13 protein-coding genes are annotated in these 17229 nt (G+C 36.8%); 7 read left to right on the forward strand and 6 right to left on the reverse strand.

Annotated elements, in window-relative coordinates; translation table 11 throughout:
• Positions 1-101 precede the first annotated feature (101 nt).
• Positions 102-4601 (forward strand): EAL domain-containing protein, encoded by a 4500-nt coding sequence (locus tag H5157_RS02425; protein WP_182724045.1) that lies wholly within the window; start codon positions 102-104, stop codon positions 4599-4601.
• A gap of 69 nt (positions 4602-4670) precedes the next feature.
• Here H5157_RS02425 and H5157_RS02430 read toward each other — a convergent pair whose 3' ends face one another.
• Positions 4671-5564 carry a cation diffusion facilitator family transporter gene (locus H5157_RS02430; RefSeq protein ID WP_002960617.1) on the reverse strand — a complete coding sequence of 298 codons (894 nt, stop codon included), beginning with the start codon at positions 5562-5564 and terminating at the stop codon, positions 4671-4673.
• Between the two features lie 198 nt (positions 5565-5762).
• Between H5157_RS02430 and H5157_RS02435 the strand changes: the two genes are divergently transcribed.
• Entirely contained in the window at positions 5763-7202 is a 1440-nt protein-coding gene (locus H5157_RS02435; protein WP_182724046.1) for a diguanylate cyclase domain-containing protein, read from the forward strand.
• A 236-nt stretch (positions 7203-7438) separates the two neighbouring features.
• Here H5157_RS02435 and H5157_RS02440 read toward each other — a convergent pair whose 3' ends face one another.
• Positions 7439-8311, reverse strand: coding sequence for an SMP-30/gluconolactonase/LRE family protein (locus H5157_RS02440; RefSeq protein ID WP_182724047.1), 873 nt, complete (start codon positions 8309-8311; stop codon positions 7439-7441).
• Between the two features lie 167 nt (positions 8312-8478).
• On the opposite strand from H5157_RS02440, the gene H5157_RS02445 reads away from it, so the two are divergent.
• Positions 8479-9315, forward strand: coding sequence for a patatin family protein (locus H5157_RS02445; protein WP_182724048.1), 837 nt, complete (start codon positions 8479-8481; stop codon positions 9313-9315).
• Positions 9316-9324: 9 nt separating this feature from the next.
• Here the strand turns inward: H5157_RS02445 and H5157_RS02450 are convergent, their stop codons facing one another.
• The 3 genes from H5157_RS02450 to H5157_RS02460 are packed head-to-tail and all read right to left on the reverse strand — an operon-like array spanning position 9325 to position 11446.
• Positions 9325-9570, reverse strand: coding sequence for a hypothetical protein (locus H5157_RS02450; protein WP_182724049.1), 246 nt, complete (start codon positions 9568-9570; stop codon positions 9325-9327).
• On the reverse strand, positions 9567-11162 hold the full coding sequence (locus tag H5157_RS02455; RefSeq protein WP_182724050.1) for a PepSY domain-containing protein: 1596 nt from the start codon (positions 11160-11162) through the stop codon (positions 9567-9569). Before H5157_RS02455 ends, H5157_RS02450 begins: the two co-directional genes overlap by 4 nt.
• A complete protein-coding gene (locus H5157_RS02460; RefSeq protein ID WP_182692528.1) occupies positions 11159-11446 on the reverse strand; it encodes a hypothetical protein in 288 nt (95 codons plus the stop codon). The genes H5157_RS02455 and H5157_RS02460 overlap by 4 nt, the downstream gene beginning before the upstream one ends.
• Before the next feature lie 236 nt (positions 11447-11682).
• On the opposite strand from H5157_RS02460, the gene H5157_RS02465 reads away from it, so the two are divergent.
• The 4 genes from H5157_RS02465 to H5157_RS02480 all read left to right on the forward strand — a co-directional run bounded on the left by H5157_RS02465 (position 11683) and on the right by H5157_RS02480 (position 15390).
• On the forward strand, positions 11683-12456 hold the full coding sequence (locus H5157_RS02465; protein WP_182692529.1) for an undecaprenyl-diphosphate phosphatase: 774 nt from the start codon (positions 11683-11685) through the stop codon (positions 12454-12456).
• Between the two features lie 205 nt (positions 12457-12661).
• Entirely contained in the window at positions 12662-12883 is a 222-nt protein-coding gene (locus tag H5157_RS02470; protein WP_002960604.1) for a hypothetical protein, read from the forward strand.
• A gap of 172 nt (positions 12884-13055) precedes the next feature.
• Positions 13056-15074, forward strand: coding sequence for an ATP-binding protein (locus tag H5157_RS02475; RefSeq protein ID WP_182711688.1), 2019 nt, complete (start codon positions 13056-13058; stop codon positions 15072-15074).
• A gap of 58 nt (positions 15075-15132) precedes the next feature.
• Positions 15133-15390, forward strand: a complete 258-nt coding sequence (locus H5157_RS02480; protein ID WP_182692531.1) for a hypothetical protein — start codon at positions 15133-15135, stop codon at positions 15388-15390.
• A 117-nt stretch (positions 15391-15507) separates the two neighbouring features.
• Here H5157_RS02480 and ahpF read toward each other — a convergent pair whose 3' ends face one another.
• Positions 15508-17082 carry an alkyl hydroperoxide reductase subunit F gene (gene ahpF, locus H5157_RS02485; protein WP_182724051.1) on the reverse strand — a complete coding sequence of 525 codons (1575 nt, stop codon included), beginning with the start codon at positions 17080-17082 and terminating at the stop codon, positions 15508-15510.
• Positions 17083-17229: the final 147 nt, after the last annotated feature.

Consider the following 17229-nt stretch of genomic DNA (forward strand, 5'->3'; position numbering starts at 1 on the left):
TTTAGCGTTATGTATATTATTTGTAATTAAAAAATAAAAACTTATGCTATATTTACTATCTAGCTAAGCATCATCCTATCTTCCACTGAGAGTGTTTATAAGTGCGTTTGAGCAAATTTTTTTTTCATATCACCATTACTTTTTTACTATGCATCCAAAGCACTTTTGCATCACAAAACTATGCTCAGCAATTACAACGAATTTCTACTGACGAAGGCCTATCACAAAGTTACGTTTTGCAGACTCAAGAGGATGATATTGGTTATATTTGGATAGCGACCCAACAGGGTTTAAACCGTTTTGATGGTTATAATGTAAAAACTTTTAGTGGCGGCTTTGGCCTAGATAAACACTATATTTATGCATTATTTAAAGCCGAAGACGGAAAAATCATTGTCTCAACAGATCTTTCTGGTGCCTATATAATAGATCCCCTCACTTTAAAAACCGAAAAAATCTATTCTGGTCAAATAGATAAAGAACAAAAAATGTTCTCTCCGATCTCTGCAATGACTCAGCAACAAGGTACTTTTTACTTCGCCATAGATGCCCAAATATATACATTTGATGAGACGAGTAAACGCTTCACATTTAAGCTAATCCTGCCAAATAAAGGTGACTACATTCGGTCATTAACAATATATAAAAACACTTTATATATTGGTACAAATGATGGTTTATACACTGCAAATATAGATAATTCAGAACTTGTAAAAATACCTCTTCATCCCCCTGAAAAAAATACGATAGATAATGTAAACGTCAAATTCTTAAGTGTTGATAATGAATTAGGATTACTTGTTGGTACTGTTGAAGGCATGTATCAATTAGCATTCGATAATACCAAAAATATATCTGCAGCAAATATTACAACTTTAATCCCTGATTATAATATATGGGATTATGCCAATACTGTTTACGGGGAGTTTGTAGCAACCGAAAGTGGATTGTTCAGTTATCACCGCGAAACCAAAGAACTAGAATTCGTATTAAATTATGAAAAAAGTAAGTTTAATATTAATGAAAACTCAATAAACGATCTAATGGTTGATAAGTCCGGCGTACTTTGGCTCGCATCTAGAACCCAGGGCGTGTTTACATGGCCAATTAAAACCCGACGGTTTAAACACATTACTTTACCCGGTAACAATACTGTTCATGCCACCTACCAAGACAAAAATAATATTATTTGGTTAGGAACAGAAGATGGAATTGCACGGTACGACAAAGCAACAAATAAAAGTGATGTATATCTAAGCTCAACCGACTCAAAAGCAATATACGGGGCATCTGCCGTTTATGATATTTTTGCGTCTTCAATTGGTGATAATCAATTCCTTTGGCTTGTTACTTTCGATGGTTTTAAACTGTTTGATAAACAAACCGGTAAAATTATTGAAAATAAAGACACAGAAAAAGATGTAATTAACCAATCCAACTTATTTGGCTTTGCCCAGTTATCTGCAGACACATATGCATTTATGTCGGATGATAATTTTTATGTTTTTAATGAAACAACAGGAAAAACAAGAATTATTAAGGGGCTCAAAGAGCAAGTCGATCCTTTATTTTCTTACGCTTTTTATAAACACCTCGACACACATCCTGAAGAGTTTGTACTTGGCACATCAAAAAGCTTCCTTAGGTACAACGAAAAAACGAAAACTTTAACAACTATATTTCAGTCTTTTAATCCTAAAGAAGATATTTTTTACACTGTAGAAAACTTTTACTTAGACTCAAAACGAAACATTTTATGGTTAGCAACCACTCACGAAGGTTTGCTCGGCGTTGACCCCGTTACTTATGAAATAAAGCACTATATAGGATTAAAAAATTCGTTTAATACTGATTCTATCTATTCACTACTTCCTGATAAAAACGGCTTTTTATGGGCAAGTACCGACAATGGTCTGTATCAAATAGACCTAGATACACTCAATGTAGTGAGTTTTTCAGTAAAAGACGGTTTGAATATAGACCAATTTACACCAATAGCGGCAGCAACACTAAGCGATGGCAGGCTTATGTTCGGCAGTAATGCTGGAGCCTTACTTTTTAATCCGTTAGACTTTAATGAAAAAGAACAACTACAAAAAAGTAATCTAGCCATTACTGATATTAGCCTCCTTACTAGGGAACTCAATTACAATCCTCATAAATACCTTAGCAAACCACTTGAATTAAATTATGAAGACATGGGATTGACGGTTAGCTTTTCTAACTTCTCTTACCCTAATATTGATAAAGCATATTATAAAGTAATCCTTTTAGGGCCTACGTCTCTAACATATGAAGATTTACAATCTAATCAAGTGTTTTTCACAAAGCTTCAACCTGGTAATTACTCACTAAAAATATCAGCACATAATCGTGATGGTATTATTACAAGCGAGCCTACAACACTTAATATCAACGTGGCGTATGCTCCTTGGAGATCGCCCATTGCTATAGCCGCCTACATTATTTTAATTCTTGGGGTGTTATTTTTTATTTTTTGGCAGTATCGCAGCCGCCGAGTAGCAATTGAACAAGCCCATAGAGCGACTATTCATTCGCAAAAGCAAACAGAACTCGCGCTTAAAAATAATAAAAGCGGCGTATGGGATTATAACTTTAAAGACGCTTCCGTAAATACGCTCAGAGGAAGTGAATTGGGCTATACAGACTTACCAGAACGCGTGCATATAGATCAATTTTTAGCGTTGATACACCCTGACGATCGACGTCGTTTTGAAAACCAATGGGAAAACTACTTCAAGTACAAAAAACAACAAAACTGGCAAGCAACTTACCGTTTACAGCATAAAAATGGCCATTGGCTCTGGTATCAAGATACAGGGCAAGTTATATACGATCCTCAAACAAATGAGCCTCTATATGTTTCTGGCATATATACCAATATCACCGAGCAACGAGCTAATGAGCAACAAGCAAAAATTTTAGGTGAAGCGTTTAGCCAAATAAACGATTGGTTACTTATACTCGATAAGCGTTTAATGCCATTTTCTGCGAACAATAGTTTTATTGAAACATTTTCAAACGAGCAAACGGCCACCAAAATTAGCCCTAAATTGTTTATTAAAGCAATTGGTAAAGATAAGTGCAGAGAGTTTGCTAGTATTTTAAAAAAATTAAAACCAACTGAAAACTGGCAAAGTGATGTTTATATAAAAACAGCAAGAAATAATGAACACCCAATACATATAAGTGCCACAGCTGTAACAAAAGACACTGCAAGTTACTATGTGATTGTTATTACAGATTTAACTGAACAAAAACGTGCTGAAAACGAACTGCGCTATTTGGCTAATTTTGACCCTCTAACGCACCTACCTAATCGTAGTTTAATGTATCAAAACATTGAAAAGGCGATTAAATATGCCGATAAAAACAATACCCAATGCGCATTATTATTTATTGATTTAGATAAGTTCAAACCTGTTAATGACTCTTTTGGCCATGCAGTGGGTGACAAGTTGTTATGTAATATTACCCAAAGAGTAAGCGGTATGCTTAGCGAAAACGCTATACTTGGCCGCCAAAGTGGTGATGAATTTTTAGTGCTGATTCAAAATATAAAATCACTCCAATCTCTTCGCGATAACGTAAGAAAAATTAGTAATGAATTAGCTAATAAAGTAATTATTGAAGACTTCTCTATTAATATCTCAGCAAGTATTGGCGTAGCTCTGTACCCATTCGATGCTATAACCACAGATATACTCATCCGTAATGCCGATGTTGCAATGATGCACGCTAAGCAAGGCGGGAGAAACGACTTTAAGTTTTTTAGCGATGAAATGAATGAGCTAATAAAACAAAAGTTACTGCTTGAAAATGATTTAAAAGATGCAGTAAAAGACAACCGATTTTTTAATCACTACCAGCCTATTATCGACATAGAAGAAAAAACAATAAATGGCGTGGAGTTACTCATGCGCTGGAAAAATGAAGGCCAGTTAATATCTCCAGCTCTTTTTATTCCTGTAGCTGAGGAAACCGGTTTAATAGAACTTCTTACTGAGCAAGCCTTGCACCGTTCACTAATTGAACTTGCACCTATACTCAGCGAAAACCCGTTGTTTTATATATCTTTAAACTTATCGCCTAAACACATTTTAAAAACAAACATAACACAGCGGTTAATGGCTATATTAGCGGACTCTCAAGTTCATCCAAGACAATTAAGGCTCGAAATAACAGAGAGTATTTTATTAGAAGATAAGCTTAAAGCAGCCAAACAGCTGCAAAACCTAAAAGTTGCTGGGTTTAAATTACTGCTTGACGATTTTGGTACAGGATACTCATCACTCACCTACTTAAGCCAATTCCCTATTAATGTTATTAAGATAGATCAAAGCTTTGTAAATAGTATTGGTGTAGATAAGGGAGATGAATCAATTATTAAAACTATTTTTTCATTGGCAGAAAACTTAGATCTATACTGCATTGCAGAAGGAGTAGAAACGCGCGAACAGATGCTCTTTTTAGCCGAGGTTGGCTGCCATGTATTACAGGGTTATTACTTTGCAAAACCAATGAATGCTAAAGACTTACGTAAAAGCGATTGTTTTAGCAATATCATTGATTTGATTTGATTTGATTTGATTTGAAACATTAAAAGCGTGCTAATCATTATTACACGCTTTTATATTAATTAGATGCTATTAATGGATATGATGGCATTCATGGCTTTCAATTTGTAATACACTATTACGTACATTAAATTTTTCGGCTAATAATTGCTCTACTTTCATACGACACGCTTCATCATGTTTTTCAATCGTACAATGTTGTTTAAGGACAACGTGTGCGCCTACTACAATACCATTATATTTGCGCGTTACAGTGACATTATGGACATTATGAACATGTTCCATATCTGTAATTTTACTTTCAATATCAGTAACTTTAGGAAGTTTCGCTTTATTTAGGCGTAAACCTTTTATACAACTAATTATGACCTTAATACCGGTGAATAATACGAAAGAAGCAATTAACATACTCGATAAAATATCGATTACAACCCAGCCTGTAAAATATATAAGAATACCGGCAACAAATGTCGATACGGTAGAAATCAGATCAAAGAATGAATGTAAAAATACCGCGTACACATTAATACTCGCTTTGCGGCCTTTATATAAAACCCATGCAGCAGCCCCATGAAATAAAAAACCAATAGCAGCAATAACCGACATTAAATAACTATTGATAGCCAGCTCATTTCCTTCATGTTGGTGTATATAGCGCTCACCACCTTCATACAAAATAATTAAACTGATTGCTAGGTATAAAAACCCGTTCACTAGGCCACCAAAAAGCTCTGCTCGTTGATGGCCATCGTTATAGGTTTTGGCAAAATGAATAGCGAGACTTGATGCTATCAGTGCGATGAATAACGAGCTATTGTGAACAAACAAATGCCCCGCATCAGCAAGAACAGCAAGCGAATTAGAATAATAAGCACCTATAACCTGAATTACCATAAACGAACACGTAATTGCTAGCGCAATGAGTAACCGACGACGAGAAGCTTGGTGTGTAGTGATTTCTGTCATGAAATGCTTGAATAACCTATACTTAAAGTGCAAATAAGCCAAAGATGGCTTAGAGTAGAAATGGGTAATGATATACAGTATCAATTATAATACGTACTGCCCGCAAACGCACTAAAAACTTAGTAAATCAAAAAAAAATGTGCTAATAGTTAGTAAAGAAAAAGAATTTAATTATGGCTTGGACACATGGAGAGTTGAGTGAGTAATAACCTATCAGAAGAAGCATGGCAAAACTTGGAGTTATTGCCGTTTTGCGTATTACTTTATGATGCCAATGAAGATATATTTAAAGTTAACAGCCAGGCACAGGACTTGTTTGACTTAAAAGACCAATCACATTTTTATAAAACTGATTTTTCACACATCACTTTAACCAATCATCACAGTAAAAAAAATCTGTTGATCGAGGAGCTATTCTTTGATTATTTTACGGCAAATAACCAATGCCAGTTTATTTTATCGAAACAATCATCCAAATTGCTACTCAACGTAAAATTTGCAAATTTACCTAATTCAAACTCCATTATTATTATCGATATATTAAATAACAACGTGGATGAACAATATGATTTTGATAATATTATATCGAACATCTCAACTGACTTAATTGATATTCAAAATGACGATGTTGATAAGCATATTAACTATGCATTAAAAGCAGTCGGTACGGTTTGCAATGCCGATAGGAGTTATCTTTTTAAGTTTGCCGAAGATGGTAAAACTATTAATAACACTCACGAATGGGTCAATGATGGTATTAAAGCTTTTAAAGACGACTTACAAAACCTTTTAAAAAGCGACCTCCCTTATTTTTTTAGTTCGATGGCCCGTACCCATTTATTCAGAGTGAATGATGTATCTTTGCTCCCCATTCAAGCAATGAGCGAAAAAACGATTTTCCAGCGACAAGAAATAAAATCGGTACTTTGCATTGGTTTACGCTATGACAAAGAACTGGTTGGCTTTATTGGCTGTGATTGTGTAATTCAAAAGCAAGACTGGACAGATTTAGACCTTATTCGCCTAAGGTTAGTAGGTGAAATGCTTGCTAATGCTTTCAAAAATTTAAATTATAAGCAAGAGCTTCAACAAACTCAGCAGCAACTCATTAACGCCAACCAAAAACTCAATAAACAAGTCAATACGGATGGCCTTACAAACATTGCTAATAGACGTTGTTTTGATCAGACTTTAAAATGCGAAATTAAGCGTTGTGCACGTAATAAAGAATCTATCAGTTTAATTATGTGTGATATTGATTTTTTTAAGCGTTATAACGATAACTATGGGCATCAGCTTGGCGATGAAGTGCTAAAGCGAGTGGCCAAAGCGCTACACTATATTTGTAAACGCGAAGGTGATCTAGCAGCTCGTTTCGGGGGTGAAGAATTTGCGATAGTTTTACCTGCAGTCGACACAGAACACTGTCAAAGGTTTGCTGTTCTTATTCAGGAAAAAATCGCAGAACTCGCAATTGAACATAACTTTTCAACTGTCAGTAAATACCTCACTTTAAGCATTGGGTTTTATAGTTTCATACCCAATCACAAAACAAAACCCAAAGAGGTTATAACTAACGCCGACATAGCCCTTTATAACGCAAAAGAAACAGGTAGAAATAAAATAGCTAGTTTTTAAAAACCGACTAAGGAGCCGCACTGCAGTGAGTTTTAGTGCTTTAAAGTTTGCTGTAGTGATAGTCCATACACCTGAAATTATAAACAATACTACTCAGTGATTTACGCGTAGTAAGTTAAGTAAGGCGTTGAAAGTGAGCAACCAATTATCGCCGGTACTGAGGTTTTAGTAACTAAAAAAGAAGTGGGTGTTATGTGGGTTACGCCTAAAAGCTAATCATCACTGAAAATTACAAGTTACAGTAAAACGGGCGGCTCAAACTGCCCGTTTTTTATACCGGAGATCTGAAATACAGCGCCTTGTTCACCAACAGTATTATTAATCGCTTCATCAAATGCCGATGTCACAAGTAGTAACTCAGCATTTTCACCACCGAAGGCGGTGCACGTCGGTTTTAATGCACAAAGCTCTATTGTTTTAATTAGCTCACCGCTTGGGGATAAACACATAACACATCCCATTCCCCAAACAGCTAGCCACAAATTGCCTAATTTATCGGTTACGCAGCCATCGGGGTCAACATCAGTATTATTAAATTGATAAAAAACACGTGGCTCAGCGCAAGGCTCACCAGTTTTCTCATCCAAATCTAATACATAAATACAACTCGTTAAAGAGTCGCAGTAATAACCGCGTAAACGGGACTTATCAAAACACAATCCATTTGGGATACTCAAACCACTTACAACGGCTTTAAGCTGGTTTTTATAATAACGGTATATTTTACCATCCCCTTTTTTAGCATTTACATCCATTGTACTTAACCAAAAGCCACCCCATGGATCAGCACGGCCGTCGTTTGAACGTCGATTTAGCTGTGTATTTTCAATATTAAGAATAAGATGGCGAGTGCTTGAATTAATATGGTATTTGTATATACCAGTACTTGTCCCTAGCAATAAGTGCTGCTCATCAATCCACGCTATTGCACTGAGCGTATCGGGCATATTCACGGTTTTTAGTTGGCTTTCGCTGTGTATATTTTTGCTTAAAAGTAATTTTTTATTTATATCGACCCAAAAAAAAGTGTTCAGCATAGGATGCCAAAGAGGACTTTCTGCAAGCTGACTCTGTGTGCTTTCAAAAATGGTTACGCTAGGATCAAACATAAGTAGTTATTCTTTATTATTAACAAAGCCTTGTAATACTAAACCTTACCAGAAAGCAGTGAGTTTCGCGATGTGTACCCGGCTTTAATTTTTTATCATCTTCAGTAATCTCTATCGCATTTTTTAGACTGAGTTGATAACATCAAATTTCATAAAAAGGATTGGCCATGAACAACAATAATAAAAACACACTCGTCGTTGAAGGCGGTGCAATGCGCGGTATATTTGCCGCTGGTGTGCTTGATGAGTTTTTAAAACAGCAATACCAGCCATTTGAACGCTATTTTGGTGTTTCAGCCGGAGCAACTAATATAGCCGCATTTTTATGCAAACAACCAATGCGAAATTATAAAGTGATTACCGACTATTCATGCCGTCCTGAATTTATTAATTTAGCGCGCTTTATTAAAGGTGGTCATTTATTTGATTTAGATTGGTTATGGCAAGAAACAATTCGCGAAATACGCCTTCATACAGAGGTATTCGAACAAACTCCACAAGAGTTTTATATTGTATCTACGGCAATCGAATCAGGCAAAGCACACTATTTAAAAGCCACCAGCGCCGATATGGTGCATCAATTAAAAGCATCATGCGCTATACCCATTGCCTATCGTGACTACCCTATTATTAATGACATAGCGATGACCGATGGCGGTGTTGCTGATTCAATTCCGGTTATAAAAGCTTACGAAATGGGTGCACGCGAAATCACCGTTATTTTGTCTCAATGTTTAGGCTATCGTAAAAAACCAAGTAAGGCACCTTGGCTTACTAAAAAAATGTATAAAAACTATCCTGCATTAGTTCAAGCGACCTTAGATAGGGCTGATTTTTATAATAAGTCTATCGATTTTATTATGAATCCACCTAGTGACTGCAAAATCAATATTATTGCTCCACCGACTAATTTTAAAGTTGGCCGAACCACTAAAAAGTTTGAAATACTTAATAGTGGTTACAATATGGGAGTTGATACTGCTAAGGCCTTTTTAGCTAAATAAATGCATTATTTACCCTAATAATTGCGGCGCTTTACCCGCAATAACTGCAGTTAGTAACCCTGCTAACATAGCTCCTACAACGGTGCATATTGCACCGCCTAAAATACTATAAACACTCATAAAGCATATCAGCGCTAAACTAAATAGCAGTGTACATAAAAAAGCTTTAGTGGGTATTGTGAGTGTGTTTTTGCGTATATTGAGCATCATTAATAATAGACTTACCATGGCAATTATAATTAGTAGTTCGTTCATGCGGGTTGTACCTCTGCTTGTAATTTTTGTGTGTTTTTTATTTTTAAGGCACCAAAAATACACGCGATACCCACCACCATAAAACTTATATCTACTATCGCGACAAGCGAGCTATTAAGGTTAATAACATTGCTCACGCCAAATATAATATTGAGCGGCAGCACCAAAGCAAGCGAAGCGCCGCATAGCAAAAGAGTCAGCTTAAAATAGTTTTTATAACCTATAGGCAATACACTTAAGAGTAACCATGCCAACCACGTATAAAAAAACACGGGTCCAAAAAAGCTATTTTGCGCCACACCAATAACGGTATAATTAAGTACAACTTGCAAAGGAAATAACACAAAGCTTGCTAATACCAAGCCTCCACAACTACCAATAATAAAACGATTCCAGCGTGCATATGCCTGCACACTCAGCGACGGGCTACTGCCACGTGTACGCTTTGCTAGCCACATCATCATGCCCGAAATAGGTAAAAGCGCAGTACTTAAGCCAAGCAATACCCAAAGTAATTTTACAAACACCCCTGCAAAGTTCCCAAAGTGCAGCGGAAACATCAACTCAATTACTTTTATCGAAACACCTGAAATATCACCAAAACTACTCATCGACTGCACAAACTCACCATTGCCTTTATAATGCAGTAATTGAGAAGCAACAGCCTCGCCACCTAACAAACGCAAATACACCTGCGCATTCGCATCGTTATGCGCCATTATTGTGACATCCCTAATTATTGCTTCAGGGTAACGACTATGAGCATTGTCTAAAATAGTGTCTATTTTTGTAGGTTGCTTAATGTGGCTAACTACCGGCTCAGGAATAGCGGTAAACGTTTCTATTAACTTATCTTGATCGCCACCAAAGCTCACAAACGCAGCTGCTGGTAATAAAATAACGGTCGCAAGCCCTAAAAATGATCCTGTAAAACCAATTACAATATTAAATACGCTGCCCCAAATACCTATGACCTTATGAGCATCGCTTACTGTAATATCTAATCCTTTATCTCGCCTAAACGTAAAGAGCTCTTTTATCAATTTACGATGAATAAACAAGCCTGTCACTGCACTTACTAAAAGTGTTAAACCTAAAAAACCAGTGAGTATTAACCCAATTGGTCGCCCTAAATGCAAATCTGCATGAAACTCACCTATATAAGTTGGCGCATCCGTTTTTTTATTAGCGTAAAATTCTTTACTAGGCCCATAGTAAGTATTTTCCAGCGCCAATGTATTGGGATGAAATTGAAATACTCTGGCCACCTCTTGGTCATAGTTTTCATCGCCATGGTGGGATTCAAATACCAACGTTAATAAATGAAAGTTATGTCCACTTGGTAAAAACACATGAATGTTTTCGCCAAATTCACTAGGCACCTGTTTATGATATTCGTTTACTAGTCGATTAATTTGCGCGCTGGCAACGTGTTGGCTAGATTGTAGCTCTGGATTTGCCCATATTTTTAACTCAGGTCGCGACAGCACTGCTAACGCCCCACTAAATGCAACAATAAATAGCAGTACAGCAGTAATAATTCCTACCCAGCTATGTAATAAAAATAGCTTTTTTAAAGTAATCGACTTCATCCCTGCCCCTGCGTTAACGCCCAAAAACTCAATAAACCATGTAATACACACAGTGCAAACATTACAACAAACGGTTGCCATACCTTTTGCGCCAAATACGCATAAATAAACAACGCAGTCCAAATAACAGGAAAGAGTAAAATAGGCAGTAATATTTGTTCATTCATTTGAAACGGTAAATAAGTTGTCATACCCGGAATCATTATTACCGCAGTAATTAGCGCTAGCACACATGCAATTAGGTGCCTTCGCCGTGTAGCTGTAAACGTTTTTTTATTATTCATTATTCGCTCATTAAATTTGCCCAAACATATACAAAACATCATATGCAAATGATAACAATTGTTATTATATTGTGCATTTAATACTTAATGCAATTTATTAAACACATTAAGTCTAAAAATACTGTTGGTTTGCTTTAAGAGCTTTTATGCTACGCCTCGCAATTTAGGTACGCAGTAATGCGTCATTTCAGTTAAGCCGAGTTCGGGCTTTTTAATTTTTCAGGAAGCAGTAAACCGTGGATATAATTAACGCGATTATTTTAGGTATTATTGAAGGTATAACAGAATTTTTACCCATATCATCAACTGGGCACTTAATTGTAGCGTCAAAGTGGTTAGGCATTGAATCAACAGACACTAACCTCGCCTTCGAAGTCATTATCCAACTTGCCGCCATTTTGGCGGTACTAGCCAACTATAAAGACAAGTTTAGCCCTAAATATTTCAATTTATGGGTGAAAGTTGCCATTGCATTTATTCCTTTGGGTATTATTGGTTTTATATTTAGTGATGTAATAAAAACACTGTTTAGCGTACCAGTAGTAGGTGTTATGTTTATTGTAGGCGGTGTGATCTTTTTACTATTAGAGCGCAGTTATAAAGAGGCTCACTGCACAACTACCGATGTAACCCAAGTTACTTATAAACAAGCACTTTGGATTGGCGTAGCACAAGTATTTGCGTTAATTCCGGGGACTAGTCGTGCTGGGAGCTCTATTGTTGGTGCCATGTTGTGTGGTTTAAACCGAAAAACCAGCGCTGAATTTTCATTTTTACTTGGTTTACCTGTACTTGCAGCAGCCTCAGGGTACGACTTACTTAAACATTACCAACTGTTTAGCTTAGATGACCTAACTGCCCTTGCTGTAGGTTTTTTAACGTCTTTTATAGTTGCTTATTTTACTATTAAACTATTCATACGCTTTCTAGAAAATTTCACTTTTGTTAGTTTTGGTCTTTACCGAATCGTATTTGGTGTTATTTTACTAACTAACCTAAATTCTGGTTAAGAGATTTAAAAACACTGTAAATAATAACGATATTTAAGTCTGTCTCTCTCTAGCTAGAAATTTTTGGTGGAAACAAGGCAAATTTACGCGTCAATAGCTGGTCTATTGCAAGGAAATTCAACGCAGTTAGCACTAAAAAAGCTGCTTGAGATAGATTTATTATTCAGAACTCAGGTTAGCTATAGCCTACACATAAGAGAACATTATGAGCGAAAAAATAAACGAAGAAGCACTCCACGCCCTAAAAATAGCTTTTACTTACATGCCTAAAGCGATTGAAGTGACAAAGTATGAATATGGCGAGCGCTACCAAAGCGTACTTGATCACATTGAAGCTGTACGTGAAACACTGCTTATTAACGATGTTGACCCAGAGGAAGTAGACGGCGATATCAACCCTGAGTACACACCAAACTCAACCTACTAATATACACAATAAGCTGCGAGCAACTTACTCGCAGTTTGTGTTTAAATCAGTTGTGCTTAATTAGAGAAAGTTTATATAAAGTAATAATTAACTAAATATATTTAATTTTTTTGTTAAACTAGTGCTTTATCAAGCTATAGACTCAGTTCTAAAACCAACAGGATATTTACTATTGAATTTTCTTAGGCAATTTCACGACATAGTATCTAACCAAAGCTTAGACTTTGATGAAAAAACCCATCAGCTACTAGCATTTGGACTTAAAGTGTTTAACCTTGATTTAGCTATTATTAGTAAGGTCGAGAAAAACTGCTATACCGTGCTACATGCCATTACGCCAGATAATGCATTAGAAATAGGTACTCAATTTGATTTAGATGGCACCTATTGTGTACACACTCTTACTGCGGGTTCTGCACTTGCATTTCATAACGTCTCACAAAGCGCAATTGCTGACCATCCTTGCTATGCAAACTTTAAACTTGAGTCATATATTGGGGCACCTATTAAAATAGGTACCGATATATTTGGAACTGTAAATTTTTCTTCTGCCAATCAATCTCCAGTATTTACAGATGCCGCCTACGACTATATTGAGCTATTTGCGCAGTGGTTAGGGGCAGAACTAGCTCGCAGCATCACTAAAGAAAAATTAATAAAAAACAGCAATAGCTTATTAAAACTAGAAAGCATAGCAAATATAGGCACGTGGGAAGTTGACCTTACTAATAATAAAATTTATTGGAGTCAGCAAACTAAACAAATCCATCAAGTTGATGAAAACTATCAGCCTGAAATTGAATCTGCAGTTAACTTTTATAAAGAAGGTACAAGCAGAGACGAAATAAGTAAAGCAGTTGAGCTTGCTATACAACACGGCGAAAAGTGGCATCTAGAGCTTGAAATTATTACAGCCAAAAATCAGACCATTTGGGTATCTACATTTGGTGAAGCCGAATTTGACGGTGATACCTGTGTACGTTTGTTTGGTACCTTTCAAAATATTACCGAAGCAGTGGCTTTAAGAGAAGAGCTTAAAAATAAACAAGAACAAGCCGAGCGATTACTCGAAGATAGAAGCATGCTTTTTGCAAAAATAAGCCACGAACTTAGAACACCGCTAAATGGCATTACGGGCATGCTTACTACGTTAATAGATGAACATAACGAACAAAAGAGAACCGAAAAAATAAAAGTCGCGCTGCGTAGCGCAGATATACTCTTGAGCATAATAAACGAAGTACTCGATTTTTCTAAAATTAACCACGGTGAGTTAAAACTAGAACCCACGGATGTTTTATTAAATACAACATTTACTGATCTCATTTCTTTGTACACCCCGTTATTTAAAAACAGCAATGTAGAACTAGAAGTAAAAAATGAAATTTCTGATAGCTGCTGGGCATATTGCGATAACACACGCCTAAGTCAAATTACCTCCAACTTATTAAGTAATGCGTTAAAATTTACTGAGCGTGGTTGTGTAAAACTGCACACGTCTGTGATTAATAACAATAATAAATTAACGCTAAACATTAAAGTCGCCGATACGGGAAGAGGCATGACTAGCCAATTTCTTGAATCTTTATTCTCCCCTTTTACTCAAGAAGTAGATGCTAAAAACAGTAAAGGAGGCACAGGACTTGGCCTCGCAATAGTTAAAGAACTTGTTGAGTACATGGGTGGAACAATCAAGGTCAGTAGTAAAGTTAATCAGGGAACTACTTTTTCGCTAAGTATCCCTATAGAGCTAGGTAAAGAGCAAAAAGTAGAGCTAAATCCGCTATCAAAAATAAATATTAACGCTTCTAAGCTTTCTGTTTTAGTGGTGGATGACAACGACATAAACAGGCTAGTTCTTGATGCGTCGCTTAATAAACTCAATATAAAGCCAGACTTTGCAGTAGATGGGCAAGATGCCATATTTAAATGCGAGCAAAAGCATTACGACCTTATTTTTATGGATTGTATTATGCCTATACTCGATGGTTTTGAGGCTACAAAACAACTGCGATCAAAAAGTATCTGTCCGCACGATTCAACCTATATTGTTGCCCTTACAGCCAATACTTCATCGCAAGATAAATTAGCGTGCAAACAAGCTGGTATGGATATGTTTATTTCAAAACCGTTTAAAATGCATTCTTTAGAAGTCGCTATTGCGTCAGCGGCGCAATTACTAAAGCTTTAAAAATATTAGCTTTGCACACTTAACCGCGTGCTAAATATAGTTAGATAAGGCATTAACAATGAAAAACATAATTAGAACTATATTACTAACTGTCCTTATTGTTGCAGTATTTAAAGGCGTTTCCACTGGGCAATGGAGCTCATCAATAACAATAGTTATCGTATCGGGCGTATTGCTGTTAGTTACATTTATCAGTGCTAAGTCATCACGTGGATCATCTGCTTATACTGGCAGTGACTCAACAGCTTCCTCTAGCAGTAACTCATCACATTCTTATACAAATTGCGGCGGCGATTCTGGTGGTGGGTGCGATTAAATCGTGTGCTAATTCTTAAGCATTAAAAAAGCCGCCTTTGGAGAAGGGCGGCTTGGGTTAACAAACAGCTATGGGTGTAGCCTTGCTGTTATATCAAGAGAGTTTTTACTAATTACATTAAGCAGCGCTTTGATCAGCTTCTTCAGAGTGACGAATTAAATAATCAAATGCGCCTAAGCTTGCTGTTGCACCGCTGCCCATTGCAATAATAATTTGTTTAAACGGAGTATTGGTTGCATCCCCCGCGCCATAAATGCCTGGTAATGAAGTTGCGCCTTTAGCATCAATTAGTATTTCACCAAATTTGCTTAATTCAAGGTCGCTGTCTTTTAACCACTCAGTATTTGGTATTAAGCCTATTTGTACAAATATACCGGCAAGTTCAAGCTCTTTGCTCTCCCCCGACACTCTATCTGTGTACATTAAGCCAGTTACTTTTTTACCATCACCAAGTACTTCGGTTGTTTGTGCACTTTTTATAATAGTAATATTAGCCATGCTTTTAGCTTTACGAATAAGCACTTCATCGGCTCGTAGCGTGTCTGCAAATTCAAGTACCGTAACGCTTTGCACAATATTAGCTAAATCGATTGCCGCTTCTATACCTGAATTACCACCACCAATTACAGCAACAGGTTTGCATTTAAATAAAGGGCCGTCGCAATGTGGGCAATATGCCACACCGTGGCCACGATACTCTTGCTCACCTGGTACATTCATTTCGCGCCAGCGTGCACCAGTTGCAAGTACGAGCGACTTAGCTTTAAGTACTGCGCCATTTTCTAGTGTAATTTCGTAACCATTGTTATAACCAAGTGCCGCTGCACGCTGATTATGCATTACATCTACATCGTATTCTTTAACGTGCTCTTCAAGCTGGGCAACCAATTTAGGCCCTTCAGTCGCTTTAATCGAAATAAAGTTCTCTATTGCTAGTGTATCGGCAACTTGTCCACCAAATCTATCAGCAACAATGCCTGTATTTAACCCTTTTCGTGCTGAGTAAATTGCAGCCGACGCGCCCGCTGGGCCGCCACCAACTACCAGTACATCAAACTCGTCTTTTTCGCTTAGCGCTGCTGCTTGTTTAGCAGCCCCTTTGCTATCTACTTTATTAAGTATGTCAGTAAGGCTTAGTGCACCTTGGCTAAATGGTTCGCCATTTAAATATACAGCCGGAACAGCTAAAATATTTCGTTCTTCTACTTCATCTTGAAATAATGCACCGTCAATCATGGTGGCTTTAATATTACTGTTTGTCGCTGCCATAGTATTAAGTGCTTGCACTACTTGCGGGCACGTTTGGCAACTTAAACTTATGTATACTTCAAAGTTTAGCTCTTGAGTAAGCGATTGTATTTGCTCAATGTCTTCGCTTTTAGCTTTACTTGCGTGTCCGCCAGTATGCAAAAGTGCTAACACTAAACTTGTGAATTCATGACCCATAGGTACGCCTGCAAACGTAACATGAGTTTTTTTAATAGGCGAATGTACAACCATTGACGGGCGACGTGCGCTTGTATCAGGATTGCTTATTACAGTAAATTTATCGCTTAGTGAGGCTAAATCGTTTGCTAAGCTTTCTACTTCTGCTGATTTTTTGCTGTCATCCAAGGCAATAAGCAGCTCAACAGGTTGAGTAAGCGATTCGAAATGGCTTTTTAATTGATTTTTTATGTTGTTATCTAACATGGCTTAACCCTTTTAGGAAAATTTAAACAGCAAGCCTCCCATGCCAAATAATGCATGTGCTTAAACAAGTATATTGATATAGGAGGCACCAACAAACGAATGTTCGTTGATTTAAGGGCAGTTACCTGCCCTTATAAAAGTGGGTAA

It is taken from the genome of Pseudoalteromonas sp. SG43-3 (assembly GCF_014164385.1).
Lineage (GTDB): Bacteria > Pseudomonadota > Gammaproteobacteria > Enterobacterales > Alteromonadaceae > Pseudoalteromonas > Pseudoalteromonas distincta.